Annotated in this window: 16 protein-coding genes; 4 read left to right on the forward strand and 12 right to left on the reverse strand. The window is 66.0% G+C overall.

From position 1 onward, the window contains the following. Window positions 1-47 precede the first annotated feature (47 nt). Window positions 48-1,760 carry a helicase-associated domain-containing protein gene (locus HZB53_05695; protein ID MBI5877121.1) on the reverse strand — a complete coding sequence of 571 codons (1,713 nt, stop codon included), beginning with the start codon at window positions 1,758-1,760 and terminating at the stop codon, window positions 48-50. 494 nt (window positions 1,761-2,254) lie between these two features. Between HZB53_05695 and HZB53_05700 the strand changes: the two genes are divergently transcribed. Together HZB53_05700 and HZB53_05705 are read left to right on the forward strand one after the other, a co-directional pair. After that, the gene (locus HZB53_05700) at window positions 2,255-2,488 is read left to right on the forward strand and encodes a ribbon-helix-helix protein, CopG family (protein MBI5877122.1); all 234 of its coding nucleotides are present in this window, start codon (window positions 2,255-2,257) and stop codon (window positions 2,486-2,488) included. After that, entirely contained in the window at window positions 2,485-2,826 is a 342-nt protein-coding gene (locus HZB53_05705; GenBank protein ID MBI5877123.1) for a type II toxin-antitoxin system PemK/MazF family toxin, read from the forward strand. Before HZB53_05700 ends, HZB53_05705 begins: the two co-directional genes overlap by 4 nt. A 71-nt stretch (window positions 2,827-2,897) precedes the next feature. On the opposite strand, the gene priA is transcribed toward HZB53_05705, so the two are convergent. Genes priA through HZB53_05730 form a run of 5 tightly spaced genes read right to left on the reverse strand, consistent with a single transcriptional unit; the run spans window position 2,898 to window position 8,542 of the window. Continuing rightward, the gene (gene priA, locus HZB53_05710) at window positions 2,898-5,420 is read right to left on the reverse strand and encodes a primosomal protein N' (protein ID MBI5877124.1); all 2,523 of its coding nucleotides are present in this window, start codon (window positions 5,418-5,420) and stop codon (window positions 2,898-2,900) included. Between the two features lie 16 nt (window positions 5,421-5,436). Next, window positions 5,437-6,267 (reverse strand): AmmeMemoRadiSam system protein B, encoded by an 831-nt coding sequence (gene amrB, locus HZB53_05715; GenBank protein MBI5877125.1) that lies wholly within the window; start codon window positions 6,265-6,267, stop codon window positions 5,437-5,439. A 41-nt stretch (window positions 6,268-6,308) separates the two neighbouring features. After that, window positions 6,309-7,562 carry a rhomboid family intramembrane serine protease gene (locus tag HZB53_05720; protein ID MBI5877126.1) on the reverse strand — a complete coding sequence of 418 codons (1,254 nt, stop codon included), beginning with the start codon at window positions 7,560-7,562 and terminating at the stop codon, window positions 6,309-6,311. Window positions 7,563-7,578: 16 nt separating this feature from the next. After that, complete coding sequence (locus HZB53_05725; GenBank protein ID MBI5877127.1) at window positions 7,579-8,256, reverse strand: guanylate kinase; 678 nt, start codon at window positions 8,254-8,256, stop codon at window positions 7,579-7,581. Beyond that, window positions 8,219-8,542, reverse strand: coding sequence for a DUF370 domain-containing protein (locus HZB53_05730; protein ID MBI5877128.1), 324 nt, complete (start codon window positions 8,540-8,542; stop codon window positions 8,219-8,221). The genes HZB53_05725 and HZB53_05730 overlap by 38 nt, the downstream gene beginning before the upstream one ends. Before the next feature lie 70 nt (window positions 8,543-8,612). On the opposite strand from HZB53_05730, the gene HZB53_05735 reads away from it, so the two are divergent. After that, window positions 8,613-8,999 carry a zinc ribbon domain-containing protein gene (locus tag HZB53_05735; protein MBI5877129.1) on the forward strand — a complete coding sequence of 129 codons (387 nt, stop codon included), beginning with the start codon at window positions 8,613-8,615 and terminating at the stop codon, window positions 8,997-8,999. 151 nt (window positions 9,000-9,150) lie between these two features. On the opposite strand, the gene HZB53_05740 is transcribed toward HZB53_05735, so the two are convergent. The 6 genes from HZB53_05740 to HZB53_05765 all read right to left on the reverse strand — a co-directional run bounded on the left by HZB53_05740 (window position 9,151) and on the right by HZB53_05765 (window position 13,816). Next, window positions 9,151-9,480, reverse strand: a complete 330-nt coding sequence (locus HZB53_05740; protein ID MBI5877130.1) for a cyclic-di-AMP receptor — start codon at window positions 9,478-9,480, stop codon at window positions 9,151-9,153. Continuing rightward, window positions 9,477-10,127 (reverse strand): dTMP kinase, encoded by a 651-nt coding sequence (locus HZB53_05745; GenBank protein MBI5877131.1) that lies wholly within the window; start codon window positions 10,125-10,127, stop codon window positions 9,477-9,479. Before HZB53_05745 ends, HZB53_05740 begins: the two co-directional genes overlap by 4 nt. A gap of 5 nt (window positions 10,128-10,132) precedes the next feature. Next, a complete protein-coding gene (locus HZB53_05750; GenBank protein MBI5877132.1) occupies window positions 10,133-11,722 on the reverse strand; it encodes an AAA family ATPase in 1,590 nt (529 codons plus the stop codon). Window positions 11,723-11,729: 7 nt separating this feature from the next. Next, window positions 11,730-12,770, reverse strand: a complete 1,041-nt coding sequence (locus HZB53_05755) for a hypothetical protein (protein MBI5877133.1) — start codon at window positions 12,768-12,770, stop codon at window positions 11,730-11,732. Between the two features lie 78 nt (window positions 12,771-12,848). Beyond that, window positions 12,849-13,445 carry a MerR family transcriptional regulator gene (locus HZB53_05760; GenBank protein MBI5877134.1) on the reverse strand — a complete coding sequence of 199 codons (597 nt, stop codon included), beginning with the start codon at window positions 13,443-13,445 and terminating at the stop codon, window positions 12,849-12,851. A gap of 5 nt (window positions 13,446-13,450) precedes the next feature. Beyond that, window positions 13,451-13,816: a DUF1232 domain-containing protein gene (locus HZB53_05765; protein ID MBI5877135.1), complete on the reverse strand. Its 366-nt coding sequence runs from the start codon at window positions 13,814-13,816 to the stop codon at window positions 13,451-13,453. Window positions 13,817-13,996: 180 nt separating this feature from the next. Between HZB53_05765 and HZB53_05770 the strand changes: the two genes are divergently transcribed. Then, entirely contained in the window at window positions 13,997-14,686 is a 690-nt protein-coding gene (locus tag HZB53_05770; GenBank protein MBI5877136.1) for a hypothetical protein, read from the forward strand. The last annotated feature ends 530 nt before the right edge of the window (window positions 14,687-15,216 follow it).

The raw sequence follows: 15,216 nt of genomic DNA on the forward strand, positions 1-15,216 counted from the left end.
ATCGGAAGATGGTATGCAGAGGATAAAATCGCGCGCATCATTTCGCCCTAGTGCTGCGAATCGTTCTCCTCGATACGCGGCGAATAATGCAGCGCCTGCAGGCGCTTGTGCAACTCGTCCAGCCGTTCCGGCACGACCAGCGCGACCGTCGGCGAGATCACCTCGATGATGTAGGCGCTCAGTTCCGGGTGCTGCTGCAACTCGGTCAGCAGGTTGCGGTTGCGCGTGTGCAGGATGGCGGCGCGGCGCAGCGTGATCTCACCGTACTTCGTTGCCCACTCACGCAGCGTGTATTCGACGTTGCGCGGAAACGGCGGCCGCGCCACGCGCTTCAGGAACGCCAGGACCTGGTCGATGGTGGCGTTGCGCCGCAGCAGGCGCGTGATCGAGTCGCGCGTCAGGCGGTAGGTGCTCGTGCGGTCCCACTGCACCCGCTCCGCCGCGCGCTCGAGCTGGAAGCGCGCATAGAACGACGCGTCGCGCGGCACCAGTACCTCGAAATCGCCTTGCACGACGAACGACTGTTCCTTCGGCTCCGGCAGTTCCGCCGGGTTGAGGCCGAGCACGCACTCGCCAAACGGCGTGAGTTGGAACGCGCGCGCCTCGCCCGGCTTGCCGCCGAGCCGGACGATGCCGAGCCAGCGCAGCGGTCCCTCGAACAGGAACGTCAGTTGCGCGCCTTCAATGTGGTCCCACTGCGCGAAGCCGAGCAACAGCTTGTCGGTACGCGCGTCGCGGATATGCCAGCGGTCGTAATCGCCGTCGGGCCGCTGGAAGTCCGGCGCGAGCCGTTTGACCTCCGACACGAACGACGGCAGCGAGAGCCAGGCGCCGCGCGGGCAACGCGCCAGATAGTCGAGCGCGGTCGTGCGCGCCAGGCCGGGGTCATTGCGCCAGCCGGTCTCCTGCACCTTGAGCGACGGCACGTAGTGCAGCTCATTCCAGCTTCGCTCGCGCCGCCAGGCCTCGACCAGCGCCAGGCGCCGCTTCTCGCGCTTCAGACGCAGCCATGTCTTCGCATCGGGGCCGAGGCGCAGGCCGGTCGCGGTCACTCGCTTGATCAGCCGCGCGGAGCGCGCAATACGCAACAGGAACGACAGGCGCGGGGCGGCGGCAACGCCGCTCTCGCCAATTGAGTCGGGCACCGTCAATTGCGCGTGCAGCCGGTACAGGTCCGCCGGATTGAGGTCGGTGTGCGTGTCCAGCGGCGGCTCCTCGCGGACCACCCACGCCATGAGGATGAACAGATCCCACATGAGCGCGTCGTCATCATCCTGCGCGGCATCCGGCGTCGGCGCGTGCCGCACGGCGAAATCGCCGGCTTCGGCTTTCGGCAGGTACTGCATGATCACGTCGGGGACGAAGTAGATCTCGCCGCGCGACTCGCCAAGCATGTCGTACGCGTGATGAATCAGCCCCAGATACCAGAGCTTTTCGGTGATGTTAACCGGCGACAGCCACGGCTTGTCACGCGAGAGCGCCACCGGGCCAAACGGGCGGATCTCGCCGTAGTCGCGCAGCATCTGGAACGCCTTGATGCGCCCACCGTTCGCGATCACCCGCGACAGCGCAGCGCGCTCGACCTCGGACAATGACCGCCAGGCACGCTCAATCACTTCGGGGTTCGCCAGTTCTTCCGCAAGCGACGTCGCCCACTGGTCGCGCGCGCCGCCTTCCGGCAGCACAATGCCGTTGAGCGACGCGATGCCGCGCAACAAAGCGGGCGGTTGCTCCAGCAGGGCTTCGCGAAGGGATTTCATTGGCGGTAATTATAGCATTGGGAGGAGAGTAATTGTTTACCGCGTCTGCAGACGGGTATTCATTAGCATTGTCGCGTGTCCAGCCCAGGCAGCCACGCGATGGTCACATGCACGATACTTCTGGCACGACCCGTATTTAACTCGCAATTGAGAGCTTGCAGGAGTACCTGCACCCCTCATCCCCTGGCCCCTTCTCTCCCGCGGCGCGGGGAGGCCTGCCCTGCGCCGCACGGCGAAGCCGTGCCAACGCGCCGCAGGCGCGGGCACAGGGGTGGCGGGGGTGAGGTTGATGTATTTGAACGAGTCTGCCCGTGGCGTCATCCCACGCGGTCGAGCGGGCCAAGCCATCGATCAACGCCCATGCGGAGTACGGCTGGTTAGACACTCATGACAACTACCCGGTAAACAAGTACGCAGGAGATATGCAGATCCCTATGGCGTACAGAGGTTTCAACAAACTTGACGCGCACGATCATCGGTAGTATCTTAGTAGTATGAAAGTCAAGACATCAATCACACTATCTGAAGCCACACTGCGCGTCGTCGACCGCCAAGCTCATCGGGCCCGCACAAGCCGCTCGGATCTGATCGAGACGGCTGTGCGTGCGTATCTCGTGCAGTTGGCGCGCGCCGAACAGAATGCAAAAGATCTGGCTATTCTGAACCAGCACGCCGATCGGTTGAACGCCGAAGCAGAAGAGGTGCTGGCTTTCCAGGCGTCCGTATGAAACGCGGCGAGTTCTATCGGGTGTCGCGCGCCACAGACAGCGACCCCAAACGCCAGCGCGTTTTCGTCGTCGTGAGCCGCCAAGTGCTGATCGACTCGCGTTACTCGACGGTCATTTGCGCGCCGGTATACACATCTTACGATGGGCTATCCACGCAGATCCCGGTCGGCCCAGACGAGGGATTGAAACACGACAGCAGTATACACTGTGATGAACTGGTGAGCATCCTCAAATCGGCCCTTACCAATTACGTCGGCCAATTGGCACCCGCAAAGCTCAACGCCCTCAATCAGGCGCTTGCCATCGCGGTCGATATTCCTCTGCCAGAGCACAGATAGCTGAACGTACCCCCGCAAGCAAGCTCGAACGTCTGTGTTTGGGATTTGGAGGTTGGGACTTGGGATTTGCTTTACAGCACGCTCACCGGATCCACGTCCACGTGCCAGCCGACCGGCAGGTTGAACGCGCGCAGCAGCGCGTGCGGATTGGCGCCTTTGACGATCACCTGCCAGCGAAACATGCCGCGCAGCTTGTGGTTGAAGCAGGGCGCGGGGCCGATGATTTCCAGGCCGGCCAGCCCAAGTTGGCGCACGCGCTGGGATAGGTTGCGGTGCAGCGATTCGGCCTCGGACTGTACGCGCGCGTCCGGCGCGCCCGCAAAGATCAGCCGGATCAGGCGGCTGAACGGCGGGTAGTGCAGGCGGCGGCGAAACTCGATCTCCGCCTCGTAGAACGCCGCGTAGTCGTGCCGCGCGGCAGCGGTGATGACGGGGTAGCCGGGCATGTACGTTTGCAGGATCGCGCGGCCCGACAGGCGGCTGCGTCCGGCGCGCCCGGCCACCTGGGTCAGCAACTGGAACGTGCGCTCGCCGGCGCGGAAGTCCGGCAGGTTCAAACCGGTATCGGCCGAGACCGCGCCGACCAGCGTCACGAGCGGCAGGTCGAGTCCCTTGGCGATCATCTGCGTGCCGATCAGCACATCAGCTTCGTGCGAGGCGAAGCGTCGCAGCAGTTCATCGTGCGCGCCGCGCGCGCCGGTCACGTCGCGATCCCAGCGCAGCGTGCGCGCCGTGGGGAACAACTGCGAGACGACTTCCTCCACCTTCTGCGTGCCGGCGCCGAACTGCCGGATACGCTTGCTGCCGCAGGCCGGACACAACGCGGGCATGCCGTAACGCCGCCCGCAATGGTGACAGATCAGTTCGGACTCGTCGGAATGGTACGTCAGGGCGTTGTCACACCTGCGGCACTTGAGCACATGGCCGCAGTCGCGGCACATCACGAACGTCGCCGCGCCGCGCCGGTTGAGGAACAGGATCGCCTGCTGGCGCGCTTCGAGCGTCTCGCTCAGCGCATCGCGCAAGGCGCGCGAAAAGATGCTCGTGTTGCCCGCCTTCAACTCGGCGCGCATATCCACAATGTCCACGTGCGGCAGTTCCAGATTGACGATCAGCGGCTGCCGGTTGATCGCCGCCGCCTGCGGGCCTGCGCCCGGCAGGCGCGTCTCGATGCGCTGGGGGAGCGTGAGCAGGCGGTACGCGCCCTGGCGCGCCTGAAACATCGACTCCAGCGACGGCGTGGCGCTGCCGAGGATTACCGTCGCGCCGCACAGCGCGGCGTACTGGCGCGCCGTTTCGCGCGCGTGGTAATGCGGGGCGCGGTCCTGCTTGTAACTACCCTCGTGCTCCTCGTCGAGGACGATCAGGCCGAGGCGCGGCAGCGGCGCAAAGACGGCCGAGCGCGGCCCAACGACCACATCGATCGCGCCCGCGCGCATGCGCCGCCACTGGTCGTAGCGCTCGCCGAGGCCAAGCTGGCTGTGCGCGATCGTCACGCGGCTGCCGAAGCGGGCGGCGAAGCGCCGGATGGTCTGCGGCGTCAGCGCGATCTCCGGCACCAGCACAATCGCCTGCCGGCTGCGCGCGATCGTTTCCGCGACCGCGCGCAGGTAGATCTCGGTCTTGCCGCTGCCAGTCACGCCGTGCAATAGGAATGTCGTCGACGCCGGTTCTGCGCCATCGAGCGCGGGCCGGATGGCGTCCCAGACCGTCTGCTGGTCCGGCGTCAGGTCAGGCGCCGCCGCAGGCTCGACGATCATGCCGCGCAGCGGGTCGCGGAACGTCTCGCGCTGGTCAACACGGATATAGTTGGCGCGCTCCAGGGTGGCCAATGTGTCCTGCGGGGCGTGCGTCGCATCGCGCACTTCGCGCACCGTCTTGACCGCCGACAGGCCGCCCTGCGCGACCAGGTACTGCAGGACCGCTTTCTGCCGATCACCCTTTACCGCCTGTAATAGTTCCGGCGTCGGCTCGGCGATCAGGCGCACGGTGCGCTCGGTCTGCGCGCGGGCGCGTGGCGGCAACAACACCGACTGCTTGGACGCCAGCCCTTTGCGCACGAGCGAGTCAATAGCGCGCAGCGTCTCCGTCTTGGACGCGCCCTTCACCAGATCGTCGAGCGGCGCCTGCCGGTCGCGTTGCAACCGTTCCAGCAGCGCCTGCTGTGCCGCATTGTCGCCCGCCACACCGTCCGGCGCATTCGGGTTTAGCACGATCAGCGTCTGCACCTCCGATTCCAACCCCGGCGGGAACATCTGCAGCACACAGTCGATCAGCGGCGCGAAGTAGGTGTCGCTCATCCACTGCGCCAGCGCGACCTGCGCGGCGGAGAGCACCGGCAGCGGATCGACCAGGTCGAAGACGTCCTTGACCTTCTCGACCGCCGTCTGCGCCGAAAGCGCCACGACGATGCCCTGCAGCTTGCGCGGGCCAAACGGCACGGTGACGAGGTGGCCGGGCTGCAAGCGGCCTTCGAGCGCCGGCGGGATGCTATAGGTGAACGTCTGCGCGAGCGCGGCAAAGCCCTCGGTGCGCTCGACGAACGGCACGCGACGACGGCTCAGCGGGGCATTGACGACAATCTCGGCAAACATCGGTGCGCGCCGGCGCTCAGGCGACCATCGCCGCGCTGAGGTAGCCCACGGTGTAATTACCGGGCTCGGTGCGGCCGGTTACATCGCCGGATGTCGTGTGGTGCAGGACCTGCGCGCGCGCGGCCCCGAGTGCCTGCGCGGCCGCCGCCATGGTCAGCACCGGCGCGCGCCCGCAGACGGTATAGGCCGGGTCGAGCAGCACGGCGGCCATCGACAGCAGATCGAACGTCTCGATCGCGCGTAGCACGTTCGCGTCATACTGCTGGACGTCGGTGTAGTTGTCCATGTGGTTCATATCGCTGCTGGCGACCAGCAGTATGCGTTTGCCGCGCGAGACGTCCGCGATGGCGCGGCCCAGTGCGGCGCAGGCGTCGAGCGTGTCGGCGTTCATCAGGAGCGGCACGAAGCGGAAGTCGCCCAGCATGTGCTGTAGAAACGGCAATTGAATCTCGATCGAGTGCTCGCGGTCGCCGCGCACGCGCCGCATCGGCAGCAGGCGCTCCAACGCCGCAATCCACTCCGTGTCCAGTGGCACCGTGCCGAGCGGCGTTTCGTAGGCGCTCTCGGCGGAGATGGCGAAGTCGCCAACCCAGGCGAAATGACTCGGCCCGGCGACGACCACCGTATCGTATGCGCGCCCGGCCAGTTGGCGGTAGCTGTGCGCCGCCGTGGGACCGGAGTAGGCGTAACCGGCATGCGGCGCGATGAGGGCGCGCAGGTCGCCAGACAAGGTTTGGGGCGGGACGGCCAACATGAATTCGTCGAGTGTCGCGCGCAGCGCGCGCGCCGTGCCGGGGTACCATGTTCCGGCAATGGGGGAATGCCGGATTGCTGCATGCGCAACCATGACACACGCTCCTTTGTGCGCAGCGCGCCGGGCCGGCACGCTCAGCGAGGCGCGAGCCGGTTCAGGGCGGTCTCGGCGCGGGTGCGCAAATCGTCGTCGTGCGCCAGGTCGTAAGCGCGCTGGTAAGCAGCGCGGGCGTCGGCGCTCCGCGTCAGTTGCTCGTAGCACAGGCCGAGATTGAACTGCGCCGACGCGTCGGACGGATCGCCGCGCACCGACGCCTCGAACGAGCGCGCCGCCCCCGCCAAATCGTTGCGGCCAATCGCAATCAGGCCCAGATAGTAGTGCGCGTCGGCCAGCGCGGGATCGCGCTCCAGCGCTTGCTGGAACTGCAACGCGGCCTCATCGGTGCGGTCGTCCCAGTAATACGTTTCCCCGCGCGCAAAGTAGGTTCCAGCCGACTCGGCATTCACCCGGATGGCCATGAAGGTCGCCACAGCGAGCCCGAGGGCGAAGAGCAGCGCCAGCAGCCATGCGCGCAGCGGCGAGTCGTCCTTGGCGTAGAGTTGCGGGCGGTCAAGCAGCATGCCGCCATAGCGCGGCGAGAGAATGGCGCCGAGCACCAGCCCGCCGAAAAGGCCGCCGAGGTGCGCGAAGTTATCGATGCCACGCGTGCTGAAACCGAAGAACAGGTTGATGGCCGCGATCATCGCGACATTGATCATCATCCGGCGCGCCGCTTCGCCAAAGACCTTGCGGTGCAGGAAGAAGAACATGCCGATGGCGCCGACCAAGCCGAATATAGCGCCCGACGCGCCGGCCGACGTCGCGCGCGGGTTGAACCAGTAACTGGACAGGCTGCCACACAGGCCGGCCAGCACGTACAGTGTCAGATAACGCCGCCAGCCGAGCAGCGGCTCCAGGAGTGCGCCCAGGTTGTACAGCGAATACGAGTTGACCGCCAGATGGATGAAGCCGATGTGCAGGAACATAGCGGACAGCAGCCGCCAGACCTGTCCATCGTTGATGAGGACGTTGACTTTGGCGCCAAAGCGCACCAGGTTGGCCGTATTCGCGGAGCCGCCGGTCAGCTCCATCAGACCCCAGATGGCGACGTTGATCGCCAGGATCGCGTACGTGACCACCGCCTGCCGCGAGGCCAGGCGCGTGTTGACGGCGCCGCTCTGCCGCATCGGCGAGCATTCCGGGCAACGGATGCCGACCGGGTGCCGCACCTGGCACTCCGCGCAGATCGGCCGGTCGCAGCGGGCGCAGCGCAGCAGCGTCTCGCGCTCGGGGTGGCGGTAGCAGTACAGCGGGCCGGGCGTTGCCGGCGCGTCGGGGGGCGTGCTCATGGGTGGAACGGCGCGCTCACAGCCGCACGACGCGCGGCTTGACGCGGCATTTCTCCGCGCTGATGATCGACGCGATGGCGTACGCTGTCTCTTTCAGGTTGCACTCGCGGTTCACCACCACATAGTCGAATTCGGTGATGCGCTTCAACTCCTCGCGGGCGGTCGCCACGCGAATCTTCAGGTTCTCGGGCGACTCGGTCTTGCGCTCCAGCAGTCGCTTCACCAGCGCATCCTCGGACTCGGCGGTCAGGAAGATGAAGACCGCCTCGGGCATAATTCGCCGCATGGTCGCCGCGCCCTGCACGTCGATGCGCATGAGCACGTCCCTGCCGCTGGACAGCGCCTCGCGCACCTGCTGCTTGGGGATGCCCTTGTACTGCCCGTAGACGACGGCATACTCGAGCAGTTCGCCCTGCTCGATCAAGTGCGCAAAATCGCCCACGCCCATGAAGAAGTAGTCCACGCCGTCCACTTCGTGGTCGCGCTTGGGGCGCGTCGTCGCCGTGACGACGAAGTGAAACGGGTAGCCGATTTCCTTCATTTTCTTCAGGGTGGCATCTTTGCCCACGCCGGAGGGTCCCGAAATCACGATCACCAGCGGCGATTCCACCCGCCGGTACGGATCGAGATCGGCCGGCAACACGCCAGCCCCGGAATCAGTGCTCACGTTGGGCCTCCTCGGCCGCGGGCGCATTGGCAAGCTCGGCAGCACCCAAGTCAATCTGCGCGCCGCCGGCGCGCAGCAAGGCGATGCGCCGCAAGATGATCTGCGGCTGGAACGCGGCCAGCACGATATGCCCGCTGTCCAGCACGATGACGCACTTGGCCTTGCGGCCGTACGTCAGGTTGATGATGCGCGACTCTTTGGTCGCCTCGCGAATCAGGCGCTTGAGCGGCGCGGAGTCAGGGCTGGCCACGACCAGCACGCGATGCACCGCGATGTTGCCGCCGTAACCCACGTGCACGAACTCGGTATGCATAGAGGCCTCGGCTTCAGCGCCGGCGCGAACCTGGTTTATAATCGGATGGCATCATACGTCAGGAGTCTGCATGCCCACCTACGAATACCGCTGCGCGCAATGCCGGCGGCGCAACGCCTACACAGTGCGCGGCTTCAACCCGCCGGAGGCGCCGGCCTGCCCGCACTGCGGCGCGACCGACCAGAAGCGACTGCTCACGCGCGTGGCCGTGCTGCGCTCCGAGGCATCGCGCCTCGATGCGCTGGCCGATCCGACCGGCCTCGCCAACTTCGACGAGGACGATCCGCGCAGCGTGGCGCGCATGATGCGCCACATGGGCGACGAGGCCGGCGAGGAGATGCCGCCCGAATTCGGCGAGATGGTCGACCGGCTCGAAGCGGGCGAAAGCCCGGAGTCGATCGAGTCGTCCATGGGCGACCAACTCGACGGCGCGCTCGGCGGCGACCTGCCCGCCTAGAGCATCTTGCAGAAACATCGGGCACGCCATGCGGTTCGCCGGGTAGGGGCAGGTCTTTGACCTGCCCAGCGGACAGGCCAAAGGCCTGTCCCTACATGCGTCGTGCAGCACCATATCGGATCATTCCGCAAACCGCTATAGCGACACGACCCTATACGCGCTCGGCCTTCTCCACGTTCAGCACGAAGATCGTCGCGCCGCCCACCTCCACTTCGACCGGGTTGGGCATGTACAGCTCGCCCGGCTCCATGACCGGCGGCAGCGGGTTGACGTACTGCGTGCGGCGATGGCAATTATCGCGGATCAGGTCGATCACGCGGGTCAGCTTGTCATCCTCGACGCCGATGAGGATCGTCACATTGCCGGCGCGCAGGAAGCCGCCCGTCGTGCTGATCTTCGTGGACTGGAAGCCGGCCTTCTTCAGGGCCTCGGTCAGGTCGTGCTCGTCGTCGCCATTCACAATGCTGACAACCAGTTTCATGCGTCCTCCTTGAGGGACGAGAACCGCTCGCGCGCAGCGAGCAGCGCCGTCATGTGCCGCTGCAGCTCCGCCTGCACCGCATCCGGCCCGGCCGCCGCGTCGATCACGACCCAGCGCTCCGGCGCCTGCGCCGCCATCTCCAGATACCCGCGCCGCACCCGCTCGTGGAACTCCAGTGCCTGCCCGTCAAGTCGATCCAGTTGTTGATCGGCGTGCTGTTTGCGCTGCAACCCCACCCGCACGTCGAGATCAAAATAGAACGTGTGGTCCGGCGTCAGACCGCTCGTGGCGAATTGCGTGACGGCGCGCAGCGCAGCGAGATCCAGCCCGCGCGCATACCCCTGATAGGCCAGCGACGAGTCGGCGAAGCGGTCGCACAGCACGATCGCACCGGCGGCCAGGTGCGGCCGCACGAACTGGGCAACCAACTGCGCCCGCGACGCCGAAAAGAGCAGGAATTCGGTGACGGCGCTCATCTCCGCGTGCTCCGGCGAGAGGATGATGTGGCGCACCATCTCGCCGATCGGCGTGCCGCCCGGCTCGCGCGTCAGCACGACGGGCACGCCGCGCGCGGTCAACTCCGCGTGCAGGCGGCGAATCTGGGTGGTCTTGCCGCTGCCTTCCGGCCCCTCAAACGTAATGAACACGCCGCCTAGCCGTTGTTGTGGAAGATGCGCACGCCGCGCCGCGGGTCCTTGCCGTGGCTGCGCGATAGCAGGTTGGCCTCGCGCGCCATTTCATGCTGCATGCGGCGCACCACCGGCCCCTGCGGCGCGAGCTCCACGGAGCCGCGGCGGCCGGCCAGTATCTCGTTGATGGCCGCGCGTGTTTCAGCCTCCGCTTCGTCGTCGGGCGACGCTTGCTCGCGCCGCTCGACGCCGAAGATTTCCGCCAGGCAGCTTTCAATCTGCAGCGGGCTGTTGGCGCGCAGGACGTAGATCGGCACGCCGCGCCGCTCGGCCTCGGCGATGCGCTGCGGCCGTTTGCGGTAATAGTTCTTGAGCGTCAGCACCACATCGGCGTCGTCAAGCTCGGTCGTGGTCAGCACGGGCACCTGCAAACGCCGCGCGGCCTGCTGCATGCGTGACTGGCTGACGCCATACGGGTAAGCGCGTAGCGTGCGCACCGGCTGCAGCGCCGCGGCGGGCGCGCGTGCTTCAAACACGGGCGACGGATGCGCGACGGGCAACGGGCGCTCGGCATGGTCGGCGTGCGCCGCGCGCGCCTGCGGCGCGGGAGCGGGCGGCGGCGCATTCTCGATGCGAATCTGCCCGTCGGCGTCGCGGAAGCGCAGTTCCGGCGGTATCTGCCGGCCGCGCAGCAGCATGTCCACCGCCTTCATCACGTCGTGGTGCACGGCGAAGTGGTCGCGATCCTGAATCTCGACAATCACCTCGAACGTCGGCGGCGCCTTGCGTTCAAGAATCGACTTTTGCGTGCCGCGGCGGCGCGCTTCCTCGTCGGAGAGTGTCACGCTCTGGATGCCGCCGATCAGGTCGGCCAGCGTCGGGTTCATCATCAGATTGTCGAGCGAGTTGCCGTGCGCCGTGCCGATCAACTGCACGCCGCGCTCGGCAATCGTGCGGGCGGCCTCGGCTTCGAGCTCGCGGCCGATCTCGTCGATGACGATGACCTGCGGCATGTGGTTCTCGACCGCCTCGATCATCACCTCGTGCTGCAGGGCGGGCGTGGCCACCTGCATGCGGCGCGCGCGGCCGATCGCCGGGTGCGGGATGTCGCCATCGCCGCCGATCTCGTTGGAGGTGTCCACGATCACGACACGCTTGCTGTTGCCGAGCACCCGCGCGGCTTCGCGCAGGACCGTGGTCTTGCCGACGCCCGGCCGGCCCAGCAGCAGCACGCTCTTACCCTCTTCGATGATGTCCTGCATGATCTCGAGCGTGCCGTACACAGCGCGGCCGACGCGGCAGGTCAGCCCGACAACACGCCCCTTGCGGTTGCGAATCGCAGAGATGCGGTGCAGCGTGCGCTCGATCCCGGCGCGGTTGTCGTCGCCGAAGTCGCCGATGCGGCCGGTGAGATACTCCAGCTCGGCCGACGTCACCTCATGCTCGCTCAGGTCGATCTCGCGACCGACGTAGCGCGCCTCCGGGCGGCGCCCCAGATCGAGCACCACTTCAAGGAGCCGGTCGAACTTGTCTTCCTTGCGCAGCGCGTCGATGATGTACGGCGGCAGGACCGCCAGCAGCAGTTCCAGATCGTCTGTGGTTTGATATTGCATAGAAGTTTCAGCGGGCCAGCGGAGCGCGTTCGGCCGGCGCGGACGCCGACGTGCGCGGCGTGTGCCGCCAGATGCCCGTCGGGCGCACCTCGATGCCCTCAATGACGGGCAGCGGCTTCAGCACCGCCTTCTTGACCATGACGGTGGTGTGTTTCACCATCATCATCTCGGATTCAAAATCGGCAAAACCGGCGCGGCGAATCGCGCCCTGCAGTTCGCTCTGGTATTCGCGCACGCTCAGGTACGCCGCCTGCGCACCGGCGGGCGCGAGCGCGAGCGCGTCGCGCACCAGTTCGTCGGCGCGGTCAAGCGCCGCCGGGTTGATCATCAACTGCAGCCAGCAACGCTGCTGGCCGCGAATGACCCGCAGCGAGGCGCTGATCTCGTCCGCCTGCGCAACGACGTAGCGCCGGTCGATGCCGTAGCCGAAGCTCTCGCGGTATGGCGCCAGCGCGTCGGCGCGCGGCAGATTCTCGGCTTGCTGCACCAGCTTCGGCGTAACGGCGGCATACAACTGCCCGACCGCCCAGGCGTCGCGCGAGCGCTGCGGCCGCCACACTGACGCGGCACGCGGCGGATCGGCGGGCATTCCCTCACGGGCGAAGACCCGCTCGCGGGCATAGGCGCTGAACCCCAACTGCCAGAACAGATCCAGCTCCGACGCGCCGTCGAGCACGCGGGCATACAGGCGCTGGCAGCCGCCCTCGCCCAGCCGCACCGTTAGCGCGGACATCAGGCGGTGCCAGATATGCTGGCCATTCGCCTCCGCATCGGCGCGGTCGATGGCGGGCGCGCAGAACAGGATATCGGCTTCCGGCTGGCTGTGCCGCTCGCGGTACTGCACGAAACCGGCAACGGGCGCGCCATTGAGCGACTCGCGCATGACCAGCGTGCGCGCGCCGTGCCGCCCCAGCGGCATGAACGTCATGACGGCAGAGGCCAGCGAATTTTGCGGCCAGAGCAGGGCGCGGCGCAGGTCCAGAGTGGTTCCGCTGGACTGCAACTGCGAAACCAGCGCCGCATCCTGCAAACTGAAGCTGCGTATCATGGGATCGCCGGGTAACAAAAACGGCCAGCCGGCCAGCGACCTGCCGGCCGTCTGGCCGCAATGGCGCGCTCGCTGCGCCTAAAACCCCACCAGGCGGCTCAGCCAGTCGCGCCGCTGCTCGACCTGCCGCAGCCGGAGCTCCAAATGCGCGCGCTGCTCGGCCTGCTGGCGCTTCAACTCGTTCAGTTCCTGCTCGAGCTTCATCATCCGCTCGCGGAGCTTGGCGTTCTCCTCTTTCAGGCTGAAGTTATCCTGAATCACGACGCCCATCAGATTGCGGTTGGCCTGTTGGCTGTTCAGAATCGCTTCCTGGCCGGCCGCAAACCCGGTCAGCACCTCGCGCAGGACCATGGAGCCGGTCCCGCTATCGGGGTCGCCCGGGTGAATGACGACGGCCGAGCCGGGCGCCGGCTGAACCGGGTCCGGCGTTGCGGCTGCGTTATGTGTGTCTGGCGCCAAATGGCTCGTCACCTCATCCATGGATTTGCCCTGACCGAGCAAGTCGCGGACAGTCCGCAAGCGCCGCAGGTCGTCGGCCGTGTAACGATAATAGCTGGAGCCGGCCGCCGACACCGAAAGCTGTGCGGCAAACTCTCGTGTCCAGTGTCGCAGCACGTCGGGCGTAACCTGCAACTGTGCGGCGACATCGTCGGCGTTATAGAATGTGGAATCCATCGCCCTTAGCGGTCATCCATAACGCGAAATGTGCCATCCACAGTCTTGTCGTCATGGCTATCGTCCGGCGGCGCATAGCCGTGCGCCCCGCTCTGGTAAAAGCGCACCAGTTCCGGCGGGCATAACGCGATGAATGCGCGCACGCCGAGCACAATCGCCAACAGGTCGTCCAACTGCCCGAACAACGGGATCACATCCGGCACCAGATCAACCGGCGACAGCACGTAAAGGAGCACGCCGGCCGGCAGCAGCTTCGCCAGCAGCGGCACGCGCGAATCGACCAGCAGCCGCCAGGCCAGGCTTGCGTTGCGGATCAACTCCTGCAGCAGGCCGGCACGATCGGGCGTATTATTCGTGGTTGGGCTATTCATGGCGTCTCTTACTGTCAATACGGTGTCCTTTGGGTATTATATGGGACAAAAATATTTTTGGCAATACCCTTTGCGCGTGCCCGAGATTTGTGCCCGGTTGGCATCACAGATTGACAGCACGGGCGTTTACCCGTACGCTAGCCCTGCACTCGTGGCAACTTTCCCTGTGCGGAGGAAATTATGACGGCACCGGCGGTGCATTCGGTCATGGACAGATACCGCGGTTTCGCGGTCGTCAGCTCGCTGGGCTTTGCCTGCCTCTACGCGGAGCTCGCCGCGTTCATGCACGCAACGAACCGCGTCCGCCCGGACGGGGAGGCGTGGCTCCTGGCCGGCGCGATCTTCGTCGTAGCCGCCGCCGGGCACCTGGCGTCTTTCGCACCCGCGCGTGAGTTTACCATCCCCGATGCCATGCGTCAGGCGTCGCTGGTGCTGCCGGAACTCACGAGCCAGCTGGGGAAAGGAGTCGGCGTGGTGCTGGTCACCGGCGTGCTGTGCGGCGCCATCACCCTCTACCTCGCGGGTTTTGACGCAACCCCGGCCTACTCGATTCTCAACAACACCTATGTCTTTGTGGCGGCCGGCGGCGTGTTGTTGCACTGCGCGGTGACATACGTCCGGTACGGCGCGCTCCTGTACGCTGTCAAGCAAGATTCGTATGTCAAGGTCATCGCCGCGTCGGGACTGTTGGCCCTGATTATCCTTGGCGCGTTCGCTTTCATGATCTCGCTCGACATCGCCTGGCTCGGCGCCGCGCCGGCGGCGCTGCACGGTTTGTACGGGCTTCACGTCTATGGACGCGACCTGTTCTTCTTCACGCTGGTCGTGGGCATTTATGGCTGGCATCTGCGCTGGATGTCCGACCATTAGCAGCAGCCCGCGCGCACAACAGGGGACTCACCGCAAAGCACGCAGAGCGCGCGGAGACGAAAGCAGGCCTTGTCTTTGCGCTCTTGGCGCGCTTTGCGGTTTGCGTGATGAGCAGTTCAGGCAGCCGCGGGCAGGTTGTCCATTCGCGTTATTCGCGGATTGTAATTGTTTACCACGTCTGCGGACGGGTATTCATTGCATATCTGGCCAAGACAACCACGCGATAGCCGCATGCACGATGTTTCTGGCACGGCCCGTATTGAACTCTCAATTAACAGCTTACCTGCAGTGCCTCGCCCCCTCATCCCCTGGCCCCTTCTCCCCCGCGTTGCGGGGGAGAAGGGGAATCGTTCTTGGGGAGGTGCGCGGCGGCTGCGCCGCCGCGCACCTCCCCTTTGTTTTTCGCCCCTCCCCGCGAAAGCGGGGAGGGGTCGGGGGTGGGGTTGATGTATGTGAGCGAGTCTGCCTGTGGCGTCATCCCATGCGGTTGAGCGGGTCAACCAATCGATCAACGCCCATGCTGAGTACTG

The organism is Chloroflexota bacterium, assembly GCA_016235055.1.
GTDB lineage: Bacteria > Chloroflexota > Anaerolineae > JACRMK01 > JACRMK01 > JACRMK01.

What these genes read in the sequence shown, in the direction of transcription:
- HZB53_05765 (MBI5877135.1), bottom strand. Translation starts at nt 13,816, where the DNA reads ATGAATAGCCCAACCACGAATAATACGCCCGATCGTGCCGGCCTGCTG.
- HZB53_05740 (MBI5877130.1), bottom strand. Translation starts at nt 9,480, where the DNA reads ATGAAACTGGTTGTCAGCATTGTGAATGGCGACGACGAGCACGACCTG.
- HZB53_05770 (MBI5877136.1), top strand. Translation starts at nt 13,997, where the DNA reads ATGACGGCACCGGCGGTGCATTCGGTCATGGACAGATACCGCGGTTTC.
- HZB53_05705 (MBI5877123.1), top strand. Translation starts at nt 2,485, where the DNA reads ATGAAACGCGGCGAGTTCTATCGGGTGTCGCGCGCCACAGACAGCGAC.
- HZB53_05760 (MBI5877134.1), bottom strand. Translation starts at nt 13,445, where the DNA reads ATGGATTCCACATTCTATAACGCCGACGATGTCGCCGCACAGTTGCAG.
- HZB53_05735 (MBI5877129.1), top strand. Translation starts at nt 8,613, where the DNA reads ATGCCCACCTACGAATACCGCTGCGCGCAATGCCGGCGGCGCAACGCC.
- HZB53_05755 (MBI5877133.1), bottom strand. Translation starts at nt 12,770, where the DNA reads ATGATACGCAGCTTCAGTTTGCAGGATGCGGCGCTGGTTTCGCAGTTG.
- HZB53_05730 (MBI5877128.1), bottom strand. Translation starts at nt 8,542, where the DNA reads ATGCATACCGAGTTCGTGCACGTGGGTTACGGCGGCAACATCGCGGTG.
- HZB53_05695 (MBI5877121.1), bottom strand. Translation starts at nt 1,760, where the DNA reads ATGAAATCCCTTCGCGAAGCCCTGCTGGAGCAACCGCCCGCTTTGTTG.
- HZB53_05750 (MBI5877132.1), bottom strand. Translation starts at nt 11,722, where the DNA reads ATGCAATATCAAACCACAGACGATCTGGAACTGCTGCTGGCGGTCCTG.
- amrB (MBI5877125.1), bottom strand. Translation starts at nt 6,267, where the DNA reads ATGGTTGCGCATGCAGCAATCCGGCATTCCCCCATTGCCGGAACATGG.
- HZB53_05700 (MBI5877122.1), top strand. Translation starts at nt 2,255, where the DNA reads ATGAAAGTCAAGACATCAATCACACTATCTGAAGCCACACTGCGCGTC.
- priA (MBI5877124.1), bottom strand. Translation starts at nt 5,420, where the DNA reads ATGTTTGCCGAGATTGTCGTCAATGCCCCGCTGAGCCGTCGTCGCGTG.
- HZB53_05720 (MBI5877126.1), bottom strand. Translation starts at nt 7,562, where the DNA reads ATGAGCACGCCCCCCGACGCGCCGGCAACGCCCGGCCCGCTGTACTGC.
- HZB53_05725 (MBI5877127.1), bottom strand. Translation starts at nt 8,256, where the DNA reads ATGCGCCCGCGGCCGAGGAGGCCCAACGTGAGCACTGATTCCGGGGCT.